Annotated in this window: 25 protein-coding genes; 22 read left to right on the top strand and 3 right to left on the bottom strand. The window is 66.1% G+C overall.

The window, feature by feature from the left end; translation table 11 throughout:
- The first annotated feature begins 198 nt into the window (after window positions 1–198).
- The 3 genes from VUG52_RS19680 (at window position 199) to VUG52_RS19670 (ending at window position 2,663) form a co-directional block, all read left to right on the top strand.
- Complete coding sequence (locus tag VUG52_RS19680; RefSeq protein ID WP_331831961.1) at window positions 199–822, top strand: glutathione S-transferase; 624 nt, start codon at window positions 199–201, stop codon at window positions 820–822.
- 132 nt (window positions 823–954) lie between these two features.
- On the top strand, window positions 955–1,887 hold the full coding sequence (locus tag VUG52_RS19675; RefSeq protein WP_028690973.1) for an ABC transporter ATP-binding protein: 933 nt from the start codon (window positions 955–957) through the stop codon (window positions 1,885–1,887).
- Window positions 1,884–2,663 carry an ABC transporter permease gene (locus VUG52_RS19670; RefSeq protein ID WP_028690974.1) on the top strand — a complete coding sequence of 260 codons (780 nt, stop codon included), beginning with the start codon at window positions 1,884–1,886 and terminating at the stop codon, window positions 2,661–2,663. The genes VUG52_RS19675 and VUG52_RS19670 overlap by 4 nt, the downstream gene beginning before the upstream one ends.
- Here VUG52_RS19670 and VUG52_RS19665 read toward each other — a convergent pair.
- The gene (locus VUG52_RS19665) at window positions 2,547–3,188 is read right to left on the bottom strand and encodes a DUF2062 domain-containing protein (RefSeq protein WP_052896362.1); all 642 of its coding nucleotides are present in this window, start codon (window positions 3,186–3,188) and stop codon (window positions 2,547–2,549) included. The two genes, VUG52_RS19670 and VUG52_RS19665, sit on opposite strands and share 117 nt — an antisense overlap.
- Window positions 3,189–3,332: 144 nt before the next feature.
- Between VUG52_RS19665 and VUG52_RS19660 the strand changes: the two genes are divergently transcribed.
- From VUG52_RS19660 to murB, 8 genes are all read left to right on the top strand, one after another.
- Entirely contained in the window at window positions 3,333–5,549 is a 2,217-nt protein-coding gene (locus tag VUG52_RS19660; protein WP_331831960.1) for a DNA internalization-related competence protein ComEC/Rec2, read from the top strand.
- A 182-nt stretch (window positions 5,550–5,731) separates the two neighbouring features.
- Window positions 5,732–6,367, top strand: coding sequence for a MotA/TolQ/ExbB proton channel family protein (locus VUG52_RS19655; protein WP_028690976.1), 636 nt, complete (start codon window positions 5,732–5,734; stop codon window positions 6,365–6,367).
- Complete coding sequence (locus tag VUG52_RS19650; RefSeq protein ID WP_110739307.1) at window positions 6,364–6,798, top strand: ExbD/TolR family protein; 435 nt, start codon at window positions 6,364–6,366, stop codon at window positions 6,796–6,798. The genes VUG52_RS19655 and VUG52_RS19650 overlap by 4 nt, the downstream gene beginning before the upstream one ends.
- Window positions 6,798–7,802 carry a tetraacyldisaccharide 4'-kinase gene (gene lpxK / locus VUG52_RS19645; RefSeq protein WP_331831958.1) on the top strand — a complete coding sequence of 335 codons (1,005 nt, stop codon included), beginning with the start codon at window positions 6,798–6,800 and terminating at the stop codon, window positions 7,800–7,802. The genes VUG52_RS19650 and lpxK overlap by 1 nt, the downstream gene beginning before the upstream one ends.
- 34 nt (window positions 7,803–7,836) lie before the next feature.
- Window positions 7,837–8,022 carry a Trm112 family protein gene (locus VUG52_RS19640; protein WP_011532874.1) on the top strand — a complete coding sequence of 62 codons (186 nt, stop codon included), beginning with the start codon at window positions 7,837–7,839 and terminating at the stop codon, window positions 8,020–8,022.
- Complete coding sequence (gene kdsB / locus VUG52_RS19635) at window positions 8,019–8,783, top strand: 3-deoxy-manno-octulosonate cytidylyltransferase (RefSeq protein WP_050704692.1); 765 nt, start codon at window positions 8,019–8,021, stop codon at window positions 8,781–8,783. The genes VUG52_RS19640 and kdsB overlap by 4 nt, the downstream gene beginning before the upstream one ends.
- Window positions 8,783–9,247 carry a low molecular weight protein-tyrosine-phosphatase gene (locus tag VUG52_RS19630; protein ID WP_050704693.1) on the top strand — a complete coding sequence of 155 codons (465 nt, stop codon included), beginning with the start codon at window positions 8,783–8,785 and terminating at the stop codon, window positions 9,245–9,247. The genes kdsB and VUG52_RS19630 overlap by 1 nt, the downstream gene beginning before the upstream one ends.
- On the top strand, window positions 9,244–10,263 hold the full coding sequence (murB, locus tag VUG52_RS19625) for a UDP-N-acetylmuramate dehydrogenase (RefSeq protein WP_050704694.1): 1,020 nt from the start codon (window positions 9,244–9,246) through the stop codon (window positions 10,261–10,263). The genes VUG52_RS19630 and murB overlap by 4 nt, the downstream gene beginning before the upstream one ends.
- A gap of 174 nt (window positions 10,264–10,437) precedes the next feature.
- Here murB and rne read toward each other — a convergent pair whose 3' ends face one another.
- Window positions 10,438–13,680, bottom strand: a complete 3,243-nt coding sequence (rne, locus tag VUG52_RS19620; protein ID WP_331831944.1) for a ribonuclease E — start codon at window positions 13,678–13,680, stop codon at window positions 10,438–10,440.
- 796 nt (window positions 13,681–14,476) lie between these two features.
- Here rne and rluC point away from each other — a divergent pair.
- Genes rluC through VUG52_RS19605 form a run of 3 tightly spaced genes read left to right on the top strand, consistent with a single transcriptional unit; the run spans window position 14,477 to window position 17,103 of the window.
- Window positions 14,477–15,430 (top strand): 23S rRNA pseudouridine(955/2504/2580) synthase RluC, encoded by a 954-nt coding sequence (gene rluC, locus VUG52_RS19615; RefSeq protein ID WP_050704696.1) that lies wholly within the window; start codon window positions 14,477–14,479, stop codon window positions 15,428–15,430.
- A 3-nt stretch (window positions 15,431–15,433) separates the two neighbouring features.
- Window positions 15,434–16,114: an HAD family hydrolase gene (locus VUG52_RS19610; RefSeq protein ID WP_262974565.1), complete on the top strand. Its 681-nt coding sequence runs from the start codon at window positions 15,434–15,436 to the stop codon at window positions 16,112–16,114.
- A gap of 2 nt (window positions 16,115–16,116) precedes the next feature.
- Window positions 16,117–17,103, top strand: a complete 987-nt coding sequence (locus tag VUG52_RS19605) for a S49 family peptidase (protein WP_050704698.1) — start codon at window positions 16,117–16,119, stop codon at window positions 17,101–17,103.
- A 93-nt stretch (window positions 17,104–17,196) separates the two neighbouring features.
- Here VUG52_RS19605 and VUG52_RS19600 read toward each other — a convergent pair whose 3' ends face one another.
- Entirely contained in the window at window positions 17,197–17,775 is a 579-nt protein-coding gene (locus VUG52_RS19600) for a Maf family protein (protein WP_262974564.1), read from the bottom strand.
- A gap of 96 nt (window positions 17,776–17,871) precedes the next feature.
- Between VUG52_RS19600 and VUG52_RS19595 the strand changes: the two genes are divergently transcribed.
- From VUG52_RS19595 to pabC, 8 genes are all read left to right on the top strand, one after another.
- Window positions 17,872–18,399 carry a YceD family protein gene (locus VUG52_RS19595; protein WP_023630499.1) on the top strand — a complete coding sequence of 176 codons (528 nt, stop codon included), beginning with the start codon at window positions 17,872–17,874 and terminating at the stop codon, window positions 18,397–18,399.
- Window positions 18,400–18,412: 13 nt separating this feature from the next.
- Window positions 18,413–18,595, top strand: a complete 183-nt coding sequence (gene rpmF, locus VUG52_RS19590; protein WP_028690987.1) for a 50S ribosomal protein L32 — start codon at window positions 18,413–18,415, stop codon at window positions 18,593–18,595.
- 3 nt (window positions 18,596–18,598) lie between these two features.
- Complete coding sequence (gene plsX / locus VUG52_RS19585; protein ID WP_082337679.1) at window positions 18,599–19,609, top strand: phosphate acyltransferase PlsX; 1,011 nt, start codon at window positions 18,599–18,601, stop codon at window positions 19,607–19,609.
- A 252-nt stretch (window positions 19,610–19,861) separates the two neighbouring features.
- Window positions 19,862–20,800 (top strand): ACP S-malonyltransferase, encoded by a 939-nt coding sequence (gene fabD, locus VUG52_RS19580; RefSeq protein WP_050704702.1) that lies wholly within the window; start codon window positions 19,862–19,864, stop codon window positions 20,798–20,800.
- Window positions 20,801–20,816: 16 nt separating this feature from the next.
- Window positions 20,817–21,557, top strand: a complete 741-nt coding sequence (gene fabG / locus VUG52_RS19575; protein WP_050704703.1) for a 3-oxoacyl-ACP reductase FabG — start codon at window positions 20,817–20,819, stop codon at window positions 21,555–21,557.
- A 204-nt stretch (window positions 21,558–21,761) separates the two neighbouring features.
- A complete protein-coding gene (gene acpP, locus VUG52_RS19570) occupies window positions 21,762–21,998 on the top strand; it encodes an acyl carrier protein (protein ID WP_028690990.1) in 237 nt (78 codons plus the stop codon).
- Between the two features lie 162 nt (window positions 21,999–22,160).
- Window positions 22,161–23,405, top strand: coding sequence for a beta-ketoacyl-ACP synthase II (gene fabF / locus VUG52_RS19565; protein WP_050704704.1), 1,245 nt, complete (start codon window positions 22,161–22,163; stop codon window positions 23,403–23,405).
- On the top strand, window positions 23,405–24,220 hold the full coding sequence (gene pabC / locus VUG52_RS19560) for an aminodeoxychorismate lyase (protein WP_262974563.1): 816 nt from the start codon (window positions 23,405–23,407) through the stop codon (window positions 24,218–24,220). The genes fabF and pabC overlap by 1 nt, the downstream gene beginning before the upstream one ends.
- Window positions 24,221–24,223: the final 3 nt, after the last annotated feature.

Here is a 24,223-nt window from a genome sequence, read left to right as displayed (position 1 = left end):
CATGGCCTGACAGGTTCGGCACGTTGCAACAAATGTAGGAGCGGCCTTGCGTCGCGATGCGCCGCGCGGGCGGCGCTCGATCTCGAACACTCTACAAAGCTATCGTCGAACTCGGCGCTCGATCTCGAACACGCTACAAAGCTGTCGTCGAACTTGGAGTAGACTGACCCCCCTCCCGCATTCATTAAGGACGTTGCCATGCTGAAGATCTGGGGCCGCAAGAATTCGAGCAATGTGCGCAAGGCGTTGTGGATCGCCCACGAGCTGGGCCTGGACTTCGAGTCCATCGATGCCGGCGGCGCCTTCGGCGTGGTCAACGAACCCCACTACCGGGCGCTCAACCCCAACGGCCTGGTGCCCATGCTCGAAGACGGCGACCTGGTGCTGTGGGAGTCCAACACCATCGTGCGCTACCTGTGTGCCGAGTACGGCGAAGAACAAGGCTGGTACCTCGACGACCCGCGCCAGCGCGCCCTGGCCGACAAGTGGATGGACTGGACCACCTCGTCCTTCGCCGGCCCCTTCCGTCCGCTGTTCTGGGGCCTGCTGCGTACCGCCGAGGACCAGCGCGACTGGGTGGCGATCAACGCCGCGCACAAGCAATGCGCCCAGTTGCTGGCCATCGCCGACGAGACCCTGGCCAAACAGCCGTACCTCTCCGGCGAGCAGATCGGCATGGGCGACATTCCCTTGGGCAGCTTCATCTACGCCTGGTTCGAAATGCCCATCGAACGCCCGGCCATGCGCCACCTCGAAGCCTGGTACGCGCGCCTCAAGCAGCGCCCGGCCTACCAGGCAGCGGTGATGACCGCCCTGACGTGACGCCACTTCGATAGTCATTATCAATAGATGTGACTGTACTTGTGCGGCCAGCCCTTGCACCATGGCCGCACTCACTGCGCCAGTGACTTCACCTGGCGTGTCCCGCACCCTTTTCTCGGTACCCGACCCGCTATGAGTTCCGCCCTGTCCATCCGACAGCTGACCAAGACCTACGGCAACGGTTTCCAGGCCCTCAAGGGCATCGACCTGGACGTTTCCGAAGGCGACTTCTTCGCCTTGCTCGGCCCCAACGGCGCCGGCAAGTCCACCACCATCGGCATTCTCTCGACCCTGGTGAACAAGACCAGCGGCACGGTCAACGTGTTCGGCCACGACCTGGACCGCGAGCCCGCGGCGCTCAAGCGCTGCCTGGGCGTGGTGCCCCAGGAGTTCAACTTCAACCAGTTCGAGAAGACCTTCGACATCGTCGTCACCCAGGCCGGCTACTACGGCATTCCGCCCAAGGTGGCCAAGGAGCGCGCCGAGCAGTACCTGACGCAGCTCGGGCTGTGGGACAAGCGCGACGTGCCGTCGCGTTCGCTGTCCGGCGGCATGAAGCGCCGGCTGATGATCGCCCGGGCGCTGATCCACGAGCCGCGCCTGTTGATCCTCGACGAGCCGACCGCCGGGGTGGACATCGAGCTGCGCCGTTCGATGTGGAGCTTCCTCACCGAGCTCAACCAGAAGGGCATCACCATCATCCTCACCACCCACTACCTCGAAGAGGCCGAGCAGCTGTGCCGCAACATCGGCATCATCGACCACGGCACCATCGTCGAGAACACCAGCATGCGCCAGTTGCTGGGCAAGCTGCATGTCGAGACCTTCGTCCTCGACCTCAAGCACGACCTGCCCGCCGCGCCTGAGCTGCAGGGCTACCCGTGCCGCCTGATCACCCCGCACACGCTGGAGGTGCAGGTGGACAAGGACATCGGCATCACCGCGCTGTTCGGCCAGCTGGCGCTGAAGAACATCGAGGTGCAGAGCCTGCGCAACAAGACCAACCGACTCGAGGAGCTGTTCGTGTCCCTGGTGGAAAAGAACCTGTCGAAGGTGGCCGTATGAGTGTGGAGCTGCGCACCAACTGGGTCGCCCTGAACACCATCGTCTACCGCGAAGTGCGGCGCTTTTTGCGTATCTGGCCGCAGACCCTGCTGCCGCCGGCGATCACGATGGTGTTGTACTTCGTGATCTTCGGCAACCTGATCGGCCGGCAGATCGGCGACATGGGCGGCTTCACCTACATGGAGTACATCGTGCCGGGGCTGATCATGATGTCGGTGATCACCAACTCCTACGGCAACGTGGTGTCGAGCTTCTTCGGCAGCAAGTTCCAGCGCTCCATCGAGGAACTGATGGTGTCGCCGGTGTCGCCGCACACCATCCTCGTCGGCTATGTGCTGGGCGGCGTGCTGCGTGGGCTGGCGGTGGGGGTGATCGTGACCATCCTGTCGTTGTTCTTCACCCATCTGCAGGTGCATCACCTGGGCGTGACCATCGTCGTGGTGCTGCTGACCGCGACCATCTTCTCGCTGCTGGGCTTCGTCAACGCGGTGTTCGCGCGCAACTTCGACGACATCTCGATCATCCCGACCTTCGTGCTGACGCCGCTGACCTACCTGGGCGGGGTGTTCTATTCGATCAACCTGCTGCCGCCGTTCTGGCAGACCGTGTCGCTGGCCAACCCCGTGCTGCACATGGTCAACTCGTTCCGCTACGGCATCCTAGGGGTGTCGGACATCAGCATCGGCACGGCGATCAGCTTCATGTTGGTGGCCACCGCGCTGCTCTACCTGCTGTGCGTGCGCCTGCTGGTCAGCGGCCGCGGCATGCGTGCCTGAGCTGCGGGTGAGGGCACAGCGGCACTGGCGCCGGCGCCACTGCCGGCCCACCCACCAGCGCCAGTAGCCCATGGTGGTGAAGTAGGCGAGCACGCCGAGCACCACCCCGCACACCACCGAGCCCAGCAGGAACGGTTGCCAGATCGTCGCCAGCTGGTCGGTGACCCAGTCGACAGTGATCTCGTCGGGCAGCGTGCGCGGCGGCACCTGCATCAGCCAGGCGCCGGTCATGTAGGTGACGAAGAACACCGGCGGCATGGTCAGCGGGTTGGTCAGCCACACCAGGCTCACCGCGATCGGCAGGTTGCCGCGCACCGGGATCGCCAGCGCGGCGGCCAGCAGCATCTGCATGGGAATCGGGATCAACGCCGCGAACAGGCCAACGCCCATGGCCCGCGCCACCGAATGGCGATTCAGGTGCCACAGGTTGGGGTCGTGCAGCAGCTTGCCGAAAAAGCGTAACGACTTGTGTTCGCGGATGCTGGTCGGGTCCGGCATGTAGCGTTTGAACAGACGGCGCGGCATGTGGGCTCCCGGCGGGGTTGAAGGGCGTCAGTATGCCTTGATTGAAGCGCAGCCTCGTTCAGAGTTTGTGACAATTGATTAGCAGGTTTTTCCCGCCGATCGGCTAAGCCTCAGGGGCCGTTTTCGCTTCTGGAGCTCTATCTCATGCGCACAGGGATGCTGGCGCTGGTCCTCGGGCTGTTGAGCCTGCGCTTTTTACCTGCCTTGCCACCGGTCGGATGGCTGATTCCATTGCTGTTGCTGGCTCTGGCCAGCCTGCGTACCCGGGCCTGGCCGCTGGGTTGGTGGATGCTGGGTGTGTGCTGGGCCTGCTGGTCGGCGCAACAGGCCCTGGACGACCGCCTGCCGGCCGCGCTGGACGGTCGCACGCTGTGGCTGGAGGGGCGCGTGGTCGGCCTGCCGACCCGTACCGAGCGCGGCGTGCGTTTCGAGCTGGAGCAGCCGCAGTCGCGCCGGGCCCGGTTGCCCCAACGCGTGCAACTGAGCTGGTTCGACGGGCCGCCGCTGCGGGCGGGGGAGCACTGGCGGCTGGCGGTCAACCTGCGTCGGCCGCAGGGTCTGCTCAACCCCTATGGCCCCGATCAGGAGGCCACGCTGTTGGCGCGGCGGGTCGGTGCCACCGGCACGGTCAAGGCCGGTACGCGCCAGGGCGAGGCGGCCAGCAGTTGGCGCGACGGCCTGCGCCAGCGCTTGCTGACCACCGATGCCCATGGCCGGGAGACGGCGTTGGCCGCCTTGGTGCTCGGGGATGGCGCAGGCCTGGCGCGGGAGGACTGGCAGGTGCTGCAGGCCACCGGCACGGTGCACCTGCTGGTGATTTCCGGGCAGCACATCGGCTTGCTGGCCGGATTGGTCTACGGGCTGGTGGCGGGGCTGGCGCGCCTCGGGGCCTGGCCTCGGCGCCTGCCGTGGCTGCCCTGGGCCTGCGGCCTGGCGATGACAGCGGCACTGGGTTACGGCTGGCTGGCGGGGTTCGGCGTGCCGGTGCAGCGGGCGTGCCTGATGCTGGCGGTGGTGCTGCTCTGGCGCTTGCGCTTTCGCCACTTGGGCGCCTGGGTGCCGTTGCTGATGGCGCTGTCGGGCGTGCTGCTGGTCGAGCCGCTGGCCAGCCTGTTGCCGGGGTTCTGGCTGTCGTTCGCTGCCGTGACGGTGCTGGTGTTGTGCTTCGCCGCCCGGCTGGGCGCCTGGCGGCCCTGGCAGGCCTGGACCCGCGCCCAGTGGGTGATTGCCGTGGGGTTGTTGCCGGTGCTGCTGGCCTTGGGGCTGCCCGTCAGCCTCAGTGCGCCGCTGGCCAATCTGCTGGCCGTGCCGTGGCTCAGCCTGGGCGTGCTGCCGCTGGCGTTGCTGGGCACGGCCCTGTTGCCGGTGCCTGGGCTGGGGGAGGGGATGCTGTGGCTGGCGGGCCTGTCGTTGGACGGCTTGTTTGCCGTGCTGACGCGATTGGCAGCGCTGCAGCCGGCCTGGATACCCGAGCCGTTGCCGTTGTGGGCCTGGCTGCTGGTGTGCCTGGGCGCCGTGCTGGTGTTGCTGCCCCGGGGCGTGCCGTTGCGGGCGCCGGGCGCGGTCATGCTGCTGGCGCTGTGGGCACCACGCGAGCAGGTGCCTCCGGGGCAAGTGGAGGTCTGGCAGCTGGATGTGGGGCAGGGCCTGGCGGTGCTGCTGCGTACTCGCAATCACGCGCTGCTGTATGACGCAGGTCCGGCTCAGGGTGGCCGTGACCTGGGCGAGACGGTGGTGCTGCCGACCTTGCGTAAGCTGGGGGTGAAGGCGCTGGATGTGATGCTGATCAGCCATGGCCATGCCGACCATGCTGGTGGGGCGGCGGCGGTGCGGCGAGGGGTGCCGGTGGGACGGGTGCTGGCCGGCGAGGTTGCCGGGCTGGAAGCGGCGTCGCTTTGCCGCAGTGGCGAGCGCTGGCAGTGGGATGGCGTCGATTTCGAGCTTTGGCATTGGCCGCAGGGGGCCTCCAGCAACGAGCGCTCCTGTGTGTTGCGGGTGCAGGCCAATGGGGAGCGCCTGCTGCTGGCCGGGGACATGGAGGCCGGCGCGGAGCGTGCGTGGCTGGCCGCGACCGATGATCCTCGGGTGGACTGGTTGCAGGCGCCGCACCATGGCAGCCGCACGTCGTCCAGCGAGCCGTTCGTCCAGGCCACGGCGCCGCGCGGGGTACTGATTTCCCGAGGGCGGCACAATGGTTTCGGGCATCCCCATGGGCAGGTGATCGAGCGCTATCGGCGGCATGGGGTGGCGGTGCGTGACACGGCGGTGGAGGGGGCGTTGCGGTTGGTGCTGGGGAGTCGGGGTGGGGTGGAGGGTGTGCGCAGGGAGCGGCGGTTCTGGCGTGAGGTTGACGAGGGCTGAGCCGACGCCATCGCGGGGCAAGCCCGCTCCCACGCAGATCCGCTCACACGATGGTTTCGCGTTGGCGTGGGAGCGGGCTTGCCCCGCGATTACCCGGACCGAACGTTTCCCTGACCTCCGGCAGATGAGCCCCAGGCGGTCCTATGGTAGAGTGGCGGCCTTTTTCCGAGGGGATGCTAACTGTGTGGGAATTGGTCAAGTCCGGTGGCTGGATGATGCTGCCGATCATCCTGAGCTCCATCGCCGCCATGGCGATCGTCGTCGAGCGCCTGTGGACCCTGCGCGCCAGCCGTGTCACCCCGCCGCACCTGCTGGGCCAGGTGTGGATGTGGATCAAGGACAAGCAACTCACCAGTGACAAGCTCAAGGCCCTGCGCGCCGACTCGCCGCTGGGCGAGATCCTCGCCGCGGGCCTGGCCAACTCGCGCCACGGCCGCGAGATCATGAAGGAGTGCATCGAGGAGGCCGCCTCGCGGGTCATCCACGAGCTGGAACGCTACATCAGCACCCTCGGCACCATCGCCGCCATGGCCCCGCTGCTGGGCCTGCTGGGCACCGTGCTGGGCATGATCGACATCTTCAGCGCCTTCATGGGCTCGCAGATGACCGCCAACGCCGCCGTCCTGGCCGGGGGGATCTCCAAGGCCCTGGTCACCACCGCGGCCGGCCTGATGGTCGGTATCCCGGCGGTGTTCTTCCACCGCTTCCTGCTGCGCCGCATCGATGAGCTGGTGGTGGGCATGGAGCAGGAGGCGATCAAGTTGGTGGAAGTGCTGCAGGGTGACCGCGAAGTGGAAGTGGCCGGAGGCAAGGCGTGAAGTTCCGGCGCAATCGCCAGCGCGAGAACGTCGACATCAACCTGGCGTCGTTGATCGACGTGGTGTTCGTGCTGCTGCTGTTCTTCGTGGTCACCACCACCTTCACCCGCGAGACCCAGCTGCGCGTCGAACTGCCCGAGGCCAGCAGCGCCGAGCAGCCGCCGGCCGATCAGGGCAAGCTGGTGGAGATTTCCATCAGCGCCGACGGCGTGTACTCGGTGAACAACCACCTGCTGCCCAAGAGCGACCTGGACACCCTGACCGAGGCGATCGAGAAGGAGTCCGGCGGTGACATCACCCTGCCGCTGGCCATCAGCGCCGACGGCAAGACCCCGCACCAGGCTGTGATCACCGCAATGGACGCGGCCGGCAAGCTCGGCTTCAGCAAGTTGCGCATGACCACCGTCGAGGCCGCGCAGGGCAAGCCCTGATGGCCTTCGCCGACCGTCTGCTCGCCGCCTGGTACACCGGGCACCCGGCGCTTGCCCTGTTGCGCCCGCTGGAGGCGCTGTACCGCCGCGTGGTGATACGCAAGCGCGCGCGCTTCCTCAGTGGCGAAAGCCCCAGCTACCGTGCCCCGGTACCGGTGATCGTGGTGGGCAACATCACCGTCGGCGGTACCGGCAAGACACCGATGATCCTCTGGCTGATCGAGCACTGCCGCCGGCAGGGGCTCAAGGTCGGCGTGGTCAGCCGTGGCTATGGCGCCAAGCCGCCGCAACATCCTTGGCGTGTCCAGGCTGACCAGCCTGCGGAGCAGGCCGGTGACGAGCCCTTGCTGATCGTGCAGCGCACCGGTGTGCCGCTGGTGATCGACCCCGATCGTTCCCGCGCCGTACAGGCCTTGCTGGCCAGCGACGCGCCGGACCTGATCCTGTGCGACGACGGCATGCAGCATTACCGCCTGGCCCGCGACCTGGAGCTGGTGCTGATCGATGCTGCCCGGGGCCTTGGCAATCGTCGCTGCCTGCCGGCCGGCCCGTTGCGCGAGCCGGCCGAGCGCCTGGGCGAGGCGGACGCGGTGCTGTTCAACGGCGCTGAGACCGACCGCGGCGACGGCTTCGCCTTCCGCCTGCAACCTTCGGCGCTGATCAACCTGCGCAGCGGCGAGCGCCGCGACCTTGACCTGTTCCCGCCTGGCCAGGCGCTGCACGCTGTGGCCGGCATCGGCAATCCGCAACGTTTCTTCAACACCCTGCTGGGGCTACACTGGCAGCCGGTGCCGCACCCTTTCGCCGACCATGCGCCCTACAGCCGTGAAGTGCTGTCGTTCAGCCCACCGCTGCCACTGGTGATGACCGAGAAGGATGCGGTGAAATGCCGGCCCTTCGCCGCCGACGACTGGTGGTACCTGGCGGTCGACGCCGTGCCGACACCCGCCTTCAGCGACTGGTTCGACGCCCAGCTCGACCGCCTGCTGCCCGGCCGCCCCTGAGCCTTTTTTCATTTTCCGTCGCAAGGACACCTCCATGGACACCAAACTGCTCGATATCCTGGCCTGCCCGATCACCAAGGGCCCGCTCAAGCTCAGCGCCGACAAGACCGAGCTGATCAGCAAAGGCGCGGGCCTGGCCTATCCGATCCGCGACGGCATCCCGGTGATGCTGGAAAGCGAGGCGCGCACCCTGACCGACGAAGAGCGCCTGGACAAATGAGCCTGGACTTCACCGTGGTGATTCCCGCCCGGCTGCGCTCCACGCGCCTGCCGGGCAAGCCATTGCTGCCGATCGCCGGCAAGCCGATGGTCCAGCATGTGTGGGAGCAGGCGCGCAAGAGCGGCGCCAGCCGCGTGGTCATCGCCACCGACGATGCCAGCATCGTCGAGGCCTGCCGGGCGTTTGGCGCCGAGGTGCTGCTGACCCGCGCCGACCATGAGTCGGGCACCGATCGCCTGGCCGAGGTGGCCGCCCAGCTGGGCCTGGCCGCCGATGCCATCGTGGTCAACGTGCAGGGCGACGAGCCGCTGATTCCGCCGGTGATCATCGACCAGGTGGCGGCCAACCTCGCCGCACACCCGGAAGCCGGCATCGCCACCCTGGCCGAGCCGATCCACGCCCCGGAAACCATTTTCAACCCCAATGCGGTCAAGGTGGTCAGCGACAAGCATGGCCTGGCCCTGACCTTCAGCCGCGCGCCGCTGCCCTGGGCGCGGGATGCCTTTGCCAAGGATCGTGAGCAGTTGCCGGAGGGCGTGCCCTATCGCCGCCATATCGGCATGTACGCCTACCGCGTGGGCTTCCTCCAGGACTTCGTCGCCTGGGGCCCGTGCTGGCTGGAGCAGACCGAATCGCTGGAGCAGTTGCGCGCCCTGTGGCACGGCGTGCGCATCCATGTCGCCGACGCCATCGAGGCGCCGGCGGTGGGTGTGGACACCCCTGAAGACCTGGAGCGCGTAAGGCGCTTGCTGGAGGCCTGATGCGCGTCCTGTTCGTCTGCCTCGGCAATATCTGCCGCTCGCCGACCGCCGAAGGCGTGCTGCGCCACCAGCTCGAGGCCGCAGGCCTGGGTGAGGTGGTGCAGGTGGCCTCCGCCGGCACCGGCGACTGGCATGTCGGCAAGGCGCCCGACAGTCGCACCTGCAAGGCGGCCCTGGCCCGTGGCTACGACCTGTCGCGCCAGCGTGCCCAGCAGGTCAAGGCGGCGCACTTCGCCGACTACGACCTGGTCCTGGCCATGGACAAGAGCAACCTGGGCAACCTGCAGGCCCTGCGCCCGCACAACGCCAAGGGCGAGCTCGACCTGTTCCTGCGCCGCTATGGCGCGGCCCTGGACGAAGTGCCGGACCCTTACTACGGCGGTGCCGAAGGCTTCGAGCAGGTCCTGGACCTGATCGAGGCGGCCTGCCGCGAGCTGGTCGTGGAAATCAAGGGGCGGTTATGACGGCGCACTGGCAGGAGCGCGTGTCGCTCAAGCCCTACAACACCTTCGGTATCGATGTCAGTGCCCGCTACTTCACCCAGGTGCATGACGACGACGAAGTCCGCCAGGCCCTGGCCCAGGCCGCCGAGCGGCAGGTACCGGTGCTGGTGATCGGCGGTGGCAGCAACCTGCTGCTGTCCCGCGATGTCGAGGCCCTGGTGCTGCATATGGCCAGTCGTGGCCGACGCCTGCTCAGCGACGATGGTGAGCGGGTGGTGGTGGAGGCCGAGGCCGGCGAGCCTTGGCACCCGTTCGTGCAGTGGAGCCTTGGGCAGGGCTTGTGCGGGTTGGAAAACCTCAGCCTGATCCCCGGCACCGTGGGCGCCGCGCCGATGCAGAACGTCGGTGCCTATGGCGTGGAGATCAAGGATGTGTTCGCCGGCTTGACCGCGCTCGACCGCGAGACCGGCGAGCTGCGGGACTTCTCGCTGGAAGAGTGCGCGTTCGGCTATCGCGACAGCCTGTTCAAGCGCAACCCCGGGCGCTGGCTGATTGTGCGGGTGCGCTTTGCCTTGAATCGCACGTTGCAGGCACACCTGGACTACGGCCCGGTGCGTCAGCGCCTGGCGGAGCAGGGCGTCGAGCAGCCGACCGCGCAGGCAATCAGCGACGCGATCTGCAGTATTCGTCGGGAAAAGCTGCCGGATCCGGCTGAGCTGGGCAACGCCGGGAGCTTCTTCAAGAATCCGGTGGTGTCCGCTGCGTTGGTCGAGCGTATCCGTGCCGGGCATCCCGGCGTGGTGGCCTATCCCCAGGCTGATGGCCAGGTGAAGTTGGCGGCTGGCTGGCTGATCGAGCAGGCGGGGTGGAAAGGCTATCGCGATGGCGATGCCGGGGTGCACCGCTTGCAGTCGCTGGTGCTGGTGAACTACGGCCAGGCGAGCGGGGCGCAGTTGCATGCGCTGGCTCGGCGGATCCAGGCGGATATCCTCGAGCGCTTCGGGGTGGAGCTGGAGATGGAGCCGAACCTGTACTGATGGGTTGGCCTGTGCCAGCCCTATCGCGGGGCAAGCCCGCTCCTACAGGTAGGGTGTTGCCCTTGTAGGAGCGGGCTTGCCCCGCGATCACCGGCGAAGCCGGTGCCATCCACCCGGCAAAGAAAAAGCCCCGCCAGTTCGCACTGGCGGGGCTTTTTCATTCAGCCGAGGCTATCAACCGTGATGAGGCTTGTGCTCGTCAGCGGTTTCCAGGGCTTCGGCCGGGGCGGCGGCGGCCAGGGCAGCAGCGGCTGCTTCGGCTTCACGCTTGCGGCGACGCACTTCACGCGGGTCGTTCGGCGCACGGCCGTTCGGCAGCATGATGGTGGACGGCTCGGCCGGCGCTTCTTCGGCAACCACGGCTGGCGCAGGCTCGGCCACCGGGGCTTCGACCACTTCAGGCTGGGCTTCGACGGCTTCGGCCACCGGAGCAGGTTGCTCGGCGACTGGCGCCTGGGCTTCGACCACTTCGGCAACCGGTGCCTTCTCGATCTCGCCCGCTTCCACCACAGGGGCTTCCAGGACCGCTGCAGGCTCGACAGCTGCCTCGACAACGGCGGCCGGCTGCTCGGCGGCGGCTTCTTCGACCACAGGCTGCGGCGCCACTTCGACGACAGGCTCGATGCTCGGCTCGGCGGCGACCACTGGCTCGCTGACAGGCTGCTCGACCACCGGGGCGATGGCGACCTGCTCGGCCACGACTTCGGTGATTTCCACCTGGGTCTCGGCGACAGCGGCGCTGGCGCGCTCGGCCTGCTGGTTGGCTTCGGCCTCGGCGTCGGCGCTGATGTTGCTGGTGGCAACGGCAGCGATGACGGCAGTGCCGGCGGCCAGTTCGGCACCCAGCTCGGTGGCCTGGTGCTGTTGTGGCTGCTCTTCGCCGGCGTCTTCGTCGCCGCCTTCGATCAGCTCGCCATTGGCGTTGCGCTGGCGCTCACGACGGTTGCTGCGACGACGCTGGCCACGCGAGCGGCGGCGTGGACGCTCGCCATCGGCGCCTTCCTGCTCGTCCTGCAGCAGCTCTTCGTTCGGCAGTTGCTCCTCGGCGAGCTCCACGGCCTGTTCGGCGGCCTGCACCTCAGGGCGCAGCTGGCGCTCTTCGCGTGGGGCGCGTTCCTCACGTGGCGCACGCTCTTCGCGAGGGGCACGTTCTTCACGCGGTGCACGCTCTTCACGAGGGGCGCGTTCTTCACGCGGTGCGCGCTCTTCGCGAGGAGCACGTTCTTCACGCGGTGCGCGCTCTTCGCGAGGAGCACGTTCTTCACGCGGTGCGCGCTCTTCGCGAGGAGCGCGCTCTTCGCGAGGAGCGCGTTCTTCACGCGGTGCACGCTCTTCGCGTGGAGCGCGCTCTTCACGCGGGGCGCGTTCTTCGCGGGCGACCGGTGCGGCGTCCAGCGGCTCGCGCAGTTCGCGCACGCGCTCTTCGCGGTTGCCGCGGCGGTCTTCACGCGGCTGGCGCGGTTGACGCTCTTCACGTGGCGCGCGTTCTTCACGCGGGGCACGCTCTTCGCGAGGCTGACGCTCTTCACGCGGGGCGCGCTCGCCGCGCTCTTCGCGTGGCTTGCGGTCTTCTTCGCGGCGGCCGTTGCGGTTGCGGCTCTGCTGGCGACCGTTGCGACGCTCTTCATTGCGTGGCGAGCGTTCGGTGGCTGGCTTCTCGGTGGCGGCGGCCGGTGCGGCGGCAGGTTCTTCCTTGCCGGCGAACAGGCTGACCAGCGACTTCACCAGGCCCTTGAACAGGCTCGGTTCGGCGGCGGCAGGGGCGGCGACCGGCGTGGCAGGTGCCGGCTGCTCTTCAGCGGCGGCTGGCACCGGGGCGTTGGCGCGGGCCGGCGCGGTCTTGACCGCGGCTTCCTGGCGTACCAGGGTGCGGGTGGCGGTCGGCTGCGGCGCTTCTTCGGTCTCGGCCGAGGCGATCTCGTAGCTGGACTGGTTGTTCAGCACGTCCGGGTTGTCGTCGCGCAGGCGCTGGACTTCGAAGTGCGGGGTTTCCAGGTGATCGTTCGGCAGGATGATGATGCGTGCGCGAGTGCGCAGTTCGATCTTGGTGATCGAGTTGCGTTTCTCGTTGAGCAGGAAGGCGGCGACCGGGATCGGCACCTGGGCGCGTACTTCGGCGGTGCGGTCCTTCAGTGCTTCTTCTTCGATCAGGCGCAGGATTGCCAGCGACAGCGACTCGACGTCACGGATGATGCCGGTGCCGGAGCAGCGCGGGCAGACGATGCCGCTGCTTTCGCCCAGCGATGGACGCAGGCGCTGACGGGACATTTCCAGCAGGCCGAAGCGCGAGATACGGCCTACCTGCACGCGGGCACGGTCGGCTTCGAGGCACTCACGCACGCGCTCTTCGACGGCACGCTGGTTCTTGGCCGGGGTCATGTCGATGAAGTCGATGACGATCAGGCCGCCGATGTCACGCAGGCGCAGCTGGCGGGCGATCTCTTCGGCCGCTTCCAGGTTGGTCTGCAGGGCGGTCTCTTCGATGTCGCTGCCTTTGGTGGCGCGCGCCGAGTTGATGTCGATGGACACCAGGGCTTCGGTCGGGTCGATGACGATGGAGCCGCCGGACGGCAGGTCGACCACGCGCTGGAAGGCGGTTTCGATCTGGCTTTCGATCTGGAAGCGGTTGAACAGCGGCACGCTGTCTTCGTACAGCTTGACCTTGCTGGCGTACTGCGGCATCACCTGGCGGATGAAGGTCAGGGCTTCTTCCTGGGCGTCGATGCTGTCGATCAGCACTTCACCGATGTCCTGGCGCAGGTAGTCGCGGATGGCGCGGATGATGACGTTGCTTTCCTGGTAGATCAGGAACGGCGCGGCGCGGTCTTGCGAGGCTTCCTTGATGGCGGTCCACAGCTGCAGCAGGTAGTCGAGGTCCCACTGCATTTCTTCGCTGCTGCGGCCCAGGCCCGCGGTGCGCACGATCAGGCCCATGTCGCCCGGAACGGTCAGGCCGTTCAGTGCTTCGCGCAATTCGTTGCGCTCTTCGCCTTCGATGCGGCGGGAGATGCCACCGGCGCGCGGGTTGTTGGGCATCAGTACCAGGTAGCGGCCGGCCAGGCTGATGAAGGTGGTCAGGGCGGCGCCTTTGTTGCCGCGCTCTTCCTTCTCGACCTGGACGATGACTTCCTGGCCTTCGCTCAGGACTTCCTTGATGTTGACCCGGCCTTCAGGGGCTTTCTTGAAGTATTCGCGGGAGATTTCCTTCAGCGGCAGGAAGCCGTGACGTTCGGAGCCGAAGTCGACGAAGGCGGCTTCGAGGCTGGGCTCGATCCGGGTGATCTTGCCTTTGTAGATGTTGGCCTTTTTCTGCTCGCGGGCGCCGGACTCGATGTCCAGGTCGTAGAGACGTTGGCCGTCCACCAGGGCTACACGCAACTCTTCGGGCTGAGTTGCGTTAATCAGCATTCTTTTCATGTTGTACCGTCGGTTTCCGGGCTGCCGGAAACGGCGTGCGGCACACACGACTTCTCAGGGTCGGTGCCAAGGTGCGCAAAGGGTGGCGGGCCACCCCCGTGTCTGGCGACGTTCGGCACCAGCCGGTTGCCCAGCCTGCCGTTGTCGCGACGACGCGTCCTGTTTTGCGGTGCCAAAAGACCTGTCGAGCTTTTCGAAGGTTATCCGAATCAATCGAGCGGGCCTGGTGCACTCAGTCAGGAGGAGGAATCAACCGGTCGTCCGTGGACGCCACGAGGGCGTCTGTTCAGGACCTTGTCCGCTCATCGCCCGTTGAGTGGGGCGCTGGTGCGGGTTCGGTGCCACACGGTCCGAGGGCTGTACGTCTCCACCCTGCACGTATCCCTTGAAAATTCGGTGCTGCCGCGCGCTGAATCCGCAACGGGTTGCATTTTTCGCCAGCCCGGTTCCGGGCTGGCGCCATAACATATCCAAGGCAGGTATTTCCGAAGCATTCGCCCGAATGCGCGGAAACGACGGTGGCGGGCAGAGGTACGGCGAAAAGAATCGGGTAAGCAGGTGAAACACCGCACTTGTCGTTTTTTTTCGGTCTTCTCTACACAGCGCTGGTGGCGATTCCAGGCATTTAGTTAAACTGGCGAACGCTCCGTAGGACGGCCTCGCGTCCTCGGGAATTGCGATGGTCAGGGCCGGCGTAGAGCCTGGTGCCGCTGGCCTGCCGCTTTTGGCGGCGTTCGCGACTATAGCAGCAATGATTAAGTGCTTCAATTCCATAAAAAATTGTTATGATCCCGCCATGACGACCAATACCCCCCCGACTTCCGGCGTTCAGCTGATCGAAGTCCCGCCGGAGCTTGCCGGCCAGCGCATCGACAATTTCCTCATCACGGCCCTCAAGGGCGTGCCCAAGACCCTGGTCTACCGCATCCTGCGCAAGGGTGAGGTGCGGGTCAACAAGGGTCGGATCAAACCCGAGTACAAGCTGCAGGCCGGCGATATCGTGCGCGTGCCGCCGGTGCGCCTGCCCGAGCGCGACGAGCCGGCGCCGGTGGCCCAGGGGCTGCTGCAGCGCCTGGAGGCCGCGATTGTCTATGAGGACAAGGCGCTGATCGTGATGAACAAGCCGGCCGGCATCGCCGTGCACGGCGGCAGCGGCCTGAGCTTCGGCGTGATCGAGGCGCTGCGCCAGCTGCGCCCGGACGCCAAGGAGTTGGAGCTGGTGCATCGCCTGGACCGCGACACCTCGGGCCTGCTGATGATCGCCAAGAAGCGCAGCATGCTGCGCCACCTGCACGCCGCCCTGCGCGGCGATGGCGTCGACAAACGCTACATGGCGCTGGTGCGCGGCCACTGGCCGACCTCCAAGAAGCAGGTCAATGCGCCGCTGCAGAAGAGCAACCTGCGTTCCGGCGAGCGCATGGTCGAGGTCAACGACGAGGGCAAGGACGCGCTGACGATGTTCCGCGTGCTGCGCCGTTTCGGCGAGTTCGCCACCATCGTCGAGGCGCGGCCGATCACCGGGCGTACCCACCAGATCCGTGTGCATACCCTGCATGCCGGGCACATGATCGCCGGCGACAGCAAGTACGGCGATGAAGACTTCACTCGCGAGATCCGCGAGCTGGGCGGCAAGCGTCTGTTCCTGCATGCCTACCAGCTGACCGTGCCGCTGCCCGACGGTGGCGAGCTCAAGCTCGAGGCGCCGGTGGACGAGATGTGGGCCAAGACCATCGAGCGGCTGGCGTCCTGATCCATGAATAAATGTTATGACCTGCTGATTTTCGATTGGGACGGCACCCTGGCCGATTCCATCGGGCGCATCGTCGAGGCGATGAACGTGGCCGCCGGGCGTGCCGGCGAGGCCGCCAGCAGCGACGAGGCGGTCAAGGGCATCATCGGCCTGGCGCTGGGGGAGGCGATCGCCACCCTGTACCCGCACCTCGATGTGCCGCAGGTCGAGGCATTCCGTCAGCACTACGCCGACGTGTACATGGCGCTGGACCAGCAGCCGTCGCCGTTGTTCGGCGGCGTGGTCGAGTCGCTGGAAGCGTTCCGTGCCGAGGGGTATCGTCTGGCGGTGGCCACGGGCAAGGCGCGGCGCGGCCTGGATCGCGTGCTCAAGGCCAATGGCTGGGAAGGCTATTTCGACATCACCCGGGCTGCCGACGAAACCCGTGGCAAGCCGCATCCGCTGATGCTCGAAGAGATTCTCGCCCATTGTCGGGTCGAACCCGGGCGGGCGCTGATGGTCGGAGATTCGGCGTTCGACCTGCAGATGGCCAGCAATGCCGGCATGCATTCGGTTGCCGTGGGCTACGGCGCCATGCCGCTGCAGGCCCTGGCCGAATACGGGCCGCAGGTGTGCATCGAGCATTTTTCCCAGTTGCGCGAATGGCTGGCCGAGCCTGCGCAGATCAATTTCCAAGGTAGGTGAGCATGACTGACGAATGGAAGGCGCCCGAGCCGGACGAAACCGGCGAGGAGCGCAAGAGCTGGAAGCTGCTGGAGAAGACCTTGCTGGCCGGCGTCCAGGAGCAACGCCGGGCGCGGCGCTGGGGGATCTTCTTCAAGCTGCTGACCTTCGTTTACCTGTTCGGCATCCTGTTCCTGTTCACGCCGTTGATGGATGTGGACAAGGCGGCCTCGCGCAGCGGCAACCACACCGCGCTGGTCGAGGTGCGCGGGGTGATCGCCGACCAGGAGCCGGCCAGCGCCGACAATATCGTCAAGAGCCTGCGCGAGGCGTTCAAGGATCCGAAGACCAAGGCCGTGGTCATGCGCATCAACAGCCCGGGCGGCAGTCCGGTGCAGTCGGGCTATGTGTATGACGAGATCCGTCGTCTGCGCGCCGAGTATCCGGCCATCAAGCTGTATGCGGTCATCAGTGACCTGGGCGCGTCCGGCGCCTACTACATCGCCAGCGCCGCCGACGAGATCTATGCCGACAAGGCCAGTCTGGTCGGCTCCATCGGTGTCACCGCGGCCGGCTATGGCTTCGTCGGGACCATGGACAAACTGGGGGTGGAGCGTCGCACCTACACCGCCGGCGAGCACAAGGCGTTCCTTGATCCGTTCTCGCCGCAGAAGCCCGAGGAGACCGCGTTCTGGCAGGGCGTGCTGGATACCACGCATCGCCAGTTCATCGCCATGGTCAAGCAGGGGCGGGGTGAGCGGTTGAAGGACAAGGAGCATCCGGAGCTGTTCAGCGGGCTGATCTGGTCCGGCGAGCAGGCCAAGGCGCTGGGGCTGGTGGATGGGCTGGGCAGTGCCAGCTATGTCGCCCGCGACATTGTGGGCGAGAAGGAGCTGGTGGACTTCACCGTGCAGGAGTCGCCATTCGATCGCTTCTCCAAGCGCATTGGTGCCAGCGTGGCTGAGCGTCTGGCGCTGTACATGGGGTTCCAGGGGCCTTCGCTGCGCTGAGCTGAATCGGCGTGGCATTCATCGCGGGGCAAGCCCGCTCCCACGGGGCGCTCATCGGTCTCGTGGGAGCGGGCTTGCCCCGCGATTGCATGTTCAAGGCACCTGCACACCCTCCTTGTGCAGCATGTCCACCAGTCTAATCAGAGGCAGTCCGATCAGGCTCGTGGCATCACAGCCATGGGTGCTCTGGAACAGGCTGACCCCCAATCCCTCCGCCTTGAAGCTGCCGGCGCAGTCCAGCGGCTGCTCGGTCGTCACGTAGCGCTCCACGCGCTCCCGGTCCAGCTCGCGCATCGTCACGGTAAACGGCACGCAATCGACCTGGCAGTGGCCGGTGGCGCTGTTCAGCAGCGCCAGTCCGGTGAGGAAGGTGACCTGCTGCCCGCTGGCCTCCAGCAATTGCTCGCAGGCGCGTTCGAAGGTGTGGGGCTTGCCGAGGATCTGCTCGCCCAGTACCGCCACCTGGTCGGAGCCGATGATCAGGTGGTCGGGGTGGCTGGCGGCCAGGGCCTCGGCCTTCTGTCGGGCCAGGCGACGGACCAGCTCGACGGCGGGCTCGCCATCGAGGCGCCGTTCGTCAAGGTCGGGGCTCGCCCAGGTGAAGGGGAGGCGCAGGCGGGTGAGCAGTTCGCGGCGGTACGCAGAGCTGGAAGCCAGTAACAAGGGAAGCATGGTAGACTCCTGGGCAATTACCCCGAATTCTAACATGCGAGATGACACCTAATTTCCTTTGACAGGGAGGGGGTGCATCCCTAGAATGCTGCGCCTATGTTGAATGACCCGATTCCACCTCACGTTGACCCGCGCAAATTGGCTGATCGTGGCGTAACCCTCGAAGGTTCGCTGCAACTCGCTGATTTGGAAAGACTCTGCGACCCGCTTTCCGACAATGTCGGTACGGTGCAGGCGAAGTTCGATTTTGAACGAGATGAACAGCACGTGGTGGTTATCCACAGCGCGCTGGACGTCGAAGTCAAGATGGTTTGCCAGCGTTGTCTTGAGCTGGTCACCCTGCCGATCCACAGCGAATGCACATACGCCGTGGTGAAGGAGGGTGCGAACACCCAGTCGTTGCCGAAAGGCTATGACGTGCTGGAACTGGGCGAAGATCCTTTGGATCTGCAGGCGTTGGTCGAGGAAGAGCTGTTGCTCGCCCTGCCGATCGTGCCTGCTCATCATCCGGAAGAATGCCAGCAGCCGGCGGGACTCGATGAGCCCGAGCCGAGCAAGGACGAGGTATCGCGGTCCAACCCGTTCAGTGTATTGGCGCAGTTAAAGCGTGACCCAAACGTTTAGGAGTTAATCAATTATGGCTGTTCAGCAGAACAAAAAATCCCGCTCTGCCCGTGACATGCGCCGTTCGCACGACGCCCTGTCGGCAGAAGCTCTGTCGGTAGAGAAGAGCACCGGTGAAGTACACCTGCGTCACCACGTATCGCCAGAAGGCGTATACCGTGGTCGCAAAGTGATCGACAAGGGCGCCGACGAGTAATCCTTGTCCGCTCAGATCATCGCGATCGACGCAATGGGCGGGGACTTCGGTCCCCGCAACATTGTCCAGGCTAGCATTGCCTGCCTTTCGGCTACCCCCTCGCTGCACCTGACCCTCGTCGGTCAACCCTCCCTCCTTGAAGATCTCGTCAGCGGCCTTGCGGCTGCGGATCGCGCGCGCCTGCAGATTGTCGCGGCCAGCGAAGTGATCGGCATGGACGAGCGGCCATCGCAGGCGTTGCGGGGCAAGCCGGACTCGTCGATGCGCGTCGCCCTCGAACTGGTGCGTGATGGCAAGGCCCAGGCCTGCGTGAGCGCCGGCAATACCGGTGCGCTCATGGCCCTGTCGCGCCTGGTGCTCAAGACCCTGCCCGGCATCGATCGCCCGGCGATGGTGGCGGCGATTCCGACCCAGGCCGGCTATTGTCAGCTACTCGACCTCGGCGCCAATGTCGATTGCAGCGCGGAAAACCTCTACCAGTTCGCCGTGATGGGCTCGGTGGCTGCCCAGGCCCTGGGCGTGCACCGGCCGCGGGTGGCGCTGCTCAATATCGGCACCGAGGACATCAAGGGCAACCAGCAGGTCAAGTTGGCCGCCAGTCTGCTGCAGAACGCTCGGGGCCTGAACTACATCGGCTTCGTCGAGGGCGACGGGCTGTACCGTGGCGAGGCGGACGTGGTGGTGTGCGACGGTTTCGTCGGCAATATCCTGCTCAAGTCCAGCGAGGGCCTGGCGACCATGATCGGTGCGCGCATCGAGGCGTTGTTCCGTGGCGGGCTGCTGGCGCGGGCGGCGGGGGCCATGGCCATGCCGTTGCTCAAGCGCCTGCAGGCCGACCTGGCGCCGGCGCGACACAATGGCGCAAGCTTCCTGGGGTTGCAGGGCATCGTCATCAAGAGCCATGGCTCGGCGGGCGTGCAGGGCTTGCAGAGCGCGATCCAGCGGGCGCTGATCGAGATCCAGGAGAACCTGCCGCAGCGCCTGCATGGGCGTCTGGAGGACTTGCTGCCGTAGCCTGTGCCGACCTCTTCGCGGATAAATCCGCTCCCACAGGTACCCTGCAACCTTCAGGCCTGTGGCAATCCTGTGGGAGCGGGTTTACCCGCGAAAGGGCCGGCACAGGCAAACAAAGACCTTAGGCATATCGCCGATGAAGTGCTTAAATGTGACCGCTTGGTCTGTGTATCCATCCAAGCTTTCAGATTGCGCGCCCGGCCCACGGCCCGGCGCACCCTATCCGACGACAAGATCATAAGGGCTTGTTCAATGTCTGCATCCCTCGCATTCGTCTTTCCTGGTCAAGGTTCCCAGTCGCTGGGCATGCTCAAAGAGCTGGGCGCCGAAAAACCGGTAATCGTCGAGACCTTCAAGGAAGCGTCCGAGGCCCTGGGCTACGACCTGTGGAAGCTGGTCCAGGAAGGCCCGGAAGAACAACTCAACCAGACCGACAAGACCCAGCCGGCCATCCTGACCGCCTCGATCGCCCTGTGGCGCCTGTGGCTGGAAGAGGGTGGCGCGCAGCCTGCGTACGTCTCCGGTCACAGCCTGGGTGAATACAGCGCCCTGGTCGCCGCTGGCAGCCTGTCGCTGAAAGACGCCGTGCGCCTTGTCGAGCGCCGCGGTCAGCTGATGCAGGAGGCTGTGCCGGCCGGCCACGGCGCGATGGCCGCGATCCTCGGCCTGGACGACGCGGTCGTGGTCGAGATCTGCGCCAAGGCCGCCGAAGACCAAGTGGTCAGCGCGGTGAACTTCAACTCCCCTGGCCAGGTGGTCATCGCCGGCAACAAGGCGGCGGTGGATCGCGCCATGGAGCTGTGCAAAGAGGCCGGTGCCAAGCGCGCCCTGCCGTTGGCGGTCAGCGTGCCGTCGCACTGCGCGCTGATGAAGCCGGCCGCCGAGCGGTTCGCCGAGTCGGTCAACGCCATCGAATGGAAGGCCCCGCAGATCCCGGTGGTGCAGAACGTCACCGCCGCCATCGCCGCCGACCTCGACGCTCTCAAGCAAGACCTGCTGGCTCAGCTGTACCAGCCGGTACGCTGGGTAGAGTGCGTGCAGGCCCTGGCCGAGCGCGGCGCGGTGAACCTGGTCGAATGCGGCCCGGGCAAGGTCCTGGCCGGCCTGAACAAGCGTTGCGCCGACGGCGTGACCACCTACAACCTCAACACCCCAGACGCCGTCGCCGCCACCCGTGCGGCGCTGGCCTGAATTCGGAGAAGCTTGCATGAGCCTGCAAGGTAAAGTTGCACTGGTCACCGGCGCCAGCCGTGGTATCGGCCAGGCCATCGCCCTCGAGCTGGGCCGTCAGGGCGCGACCGTGATCGGTACCGCCACCACCGCGTCGGGCGCCGAGCGTATTGCCGCCACTCTGAAAGAGCACGGCATCAACGGCACCGGCCTTGAGCTGAACGTCACCAGCGCCGAGTCCGTGGACGCGGTGCTGGGCGCCATCGGCGAGCAGTTCGGTGCACCGGCCATCCTGGTCAACAACGCCGGCATCACCCGCGACAATCTGATGCTGCGGATGAAGGACGACGAGTGGTTCGATGTGATCGACACCAACCTCAACAGTCTCTACCGTCTGTCCAAGGGCGTGCTGCGCGGCATGACCAAGGCCCGCTGGGGTCGTATCATCAGCATCGGCTCGGTAGTGGGTGCCATGGGCAACGCCGGCCAGGCCAACTACGCGGCCGCCAAGGCCGGTCTGGAAGGCTTCAGCCGTGCCCTGGCCCGTGAAGTGGGCTCGCGTGGCATCACCGTCAACTCGGTGACCCCGGGCTTCATCGACACCGACATGACCCGCGAGCTGGCCGAAGCGCAGCGCGAGGCCATGCTGAAAGAGATTCCGCTGGGCCGCCTGGGCCAGGCCGAGGAGATCGCGAAAGTGGTTTCCTTCCTGGCTTCCGACGGCGCAGCCTATGTCACCGGCGCCACCGTGCCGGTGAACGGCGGGATGTACATGTAAAAACCGCAACTCAATGTGACGGATTGCTTCAAAAAAGAGTCATACTGCGAGCCTAAAATCCGTTATAAAGCTGCAACCAGATTCCGGGCAGAGGGCCCGGTGGCCTGGTGGAAGGCGCGTTACGCTTGAAAAGCAGGCGTCTTCCTATAAACTTGGTCACCGGCCAGCTGCCTGACATATGTCCATTAGGAGTGAAAACTAGGTATGAGCACCATCGAAGAACGCGTCAAGAAAATCGTCGCCGAGCAACTGGGCGTCAAGGAAGATGAAGTGAAGAACACCTCTTCCTTCGTTGAGGACCTGGGTGCCGATTCGCTTGACACCGTTGAGCTGGTGATGGCTCTGGAAGAGGAATTCGAGACCGAAATCCCTGACGAAGAAGCCGAGAAGATCACTACCGTTCAAGCTGCCATCGACTACGTCAACGCCCACCAGGCCTAAGACGTTTCAGTCGACGCTACTTGTCGGGAAAAACCGCACTGCCGTCGCCGGCGTGCGGTTTTTTCTTTGCAAGCCCTGCAATCAGCGGAGTCTGTTGCCAGGCCATTGGCCGCGCCAGTGCACTGGCAAGAGACTCTGTAATTTGGAAATGAGGAGAGTACTGTGTCGCGTAGACGCGTCGTGGTCACTGGTATGGGTATGCTGTCGCCACTGGGTACCGATGTACCGAGCACCTGGCAGGGCATTCTGGCTGGCCGCAGTGGCATCGGTCCGATCGAGCATACGGATCTGTCTGCCTACTCCACCCGTTTTGGCGGCTCGGTAAAGGGCTTCGAAGTCGAGCAGTACCTGTCGGCCAAGGAGGCCCGCAAGCTCGATCTGTTCATCCAGTACGGCCTGGCGGCCGGCTTCCAGGCGGTGCGCAACGCCGGCCTGGAAATCACCGACGCCAACCGCGAGCGCATCGGCGTGGCCATGGGCTCGGGCATCGGTGGCCTGACCAACATCGAAGAGACCAGCAAGACCCTGCACGAGCAGGGGCCGCGCCGGATTTCGCCATTCTTCGTGCCGGGCTCGATCATCAACATGATCTCCGGCTTCCTGTCGATCCACCTGGGTCTGCAAGGGCCGAACTACGCGATCGCCACCGCCTGCACCACCGGCACCCACTGCATCGGCATGGCCGCGCGCAACATCGCCTACGGTGAAGCCGACGTGATGATCGCCGGCGGTGCCGAAATGGCCGCCTGCGGCCTGGGCATGGGCGGCTTCGGCGCGTCCCGCGCGCTGTCGACCCGCAACGACGAGCCGGCCCGTGCCAGCCGTCCGTGGGACAAGGGCCGTGACGGCTTCGTGCTGTCCGACGGCGCCGGCGCCCTGGTGCTCGAAGAGCTGGAGCACGCCAAGGCCCGTGGCGCCACCATCTATGCCGAGCTGGTCGGTTTCGGCATGAGCGGCGACGCCTACCACATGACCTCGCCGCCCGATTCCGGCGAAGGCGCCGCCCGCTGCATGGCCAACGCCTTGCGCGATGCCGGCATCCAGCCTGAGGACGTCAGCTACATCAACGCCCACGGCACCTCGACGCCGGCCGGCGACATCGCCGAAGTGGCCGCGATCAAGCGTGTGTTCGGCGAGCACGCCTACAAGCTGGCAGTCAGCTCGACCAAGTCGATGACCGGCCATCTGCTCGGCGCCGCCGGCGCGGTCGAGGCGATCTTCAGCGTTCTGGCGATAAACAGCCAGATGGCGCCGCCGACCATCAACCTGGATGAGCCCGACGAAGGTTGCGACCTGGACTTCGTGCCGCACCAGGCGCGCAGCATGCCGATCGACGTGGTGCTGTCCAACTCGTTCGGTTTCGGTGGCACCAACGGTTCGCTGGTATTCCGTCGGTTCGCCGACTGATGCACAGCTGGATCGATGGCCAGGACGCGGCTGCGGTCAATCTGCAGAACCGCGGCCTGGCCTACGGCGATGGCCTGTTCGAGACCATCGCCGTGCGCGGCGGCAGGCCCAGCCTGCTGGCCCCGCACCTCGACCGCCTGGCGCTGGGTTGCCAGCGCCTGGCGATCGAGGCCGACCTGACGCTGGTTCGCAATGAACTGTTGCAATTCGCCCAGCTGCTGGGCGAGGGCGTCGCCAAGCTGATCCTGACCCGCGGCGACAGCCAGCGTGGCTATGCCCCGGCGGCTGGCGCCCAGGCGCGGCGCATCCTCCAGGGCAGCCCCTTGCCGGCCTATCCCGCCGAACATGCCGAACAGGGCGTGCGCCTGTACGCCTGCCAGACGCGGCTGGCGGAACAACCGCTGCTGGCCGGGCTCAAACACCTCAACCGCCTCGAGCAGGTGCTGGCCCGCGCCGAATGGCAGGATCCGGCGTTTGCCGAAGGCTTGATGCGTGACGGCCAAGGGCGGGTGATCGAAGGGGTGTACAGCAACCTGTTCCTGGTGCGTGACGGCGTGCTGCTGACCGCCGAGCTGAGCCGTTGCGGCGTGGCCGGGGTGATGCGCGCGGCGTTGCTGGAGCAGGCGGCGTTGCTGGGCATTCCCACCCAGGTGCGGGACTTGCCGCTGGAGGTGCTGGAGCAGGCCGACGAAGTGTTCGTCTGCAACAGTGTCTACGGCATCTGGCCCGTGCGTGAATTCGCCGCGCTGAACTGGCCGGCAGGGCCGCTCACCCGTAAACTGCAGGCCGTTGCCCGTACGTTACTGGATACCTGATTC

It is taken from the genome of Pseudomonas sp. LH21 (genome assembly GCF_036549575.1).
Taxonomy (GTDB): domain Bacteria; phylum Pseudomonadota; class Gammaproteobacteria; order Pseudomonadales; family Pseudomonadaceae; genus Aquipseudomonas; species Aquipseudomonas peradeniyensis.
The sequence above is the reverse complement of the archived record's forward strand: the minus strand, read 5'-3'. Positions and strand labels throughout refer to the sequence as shown.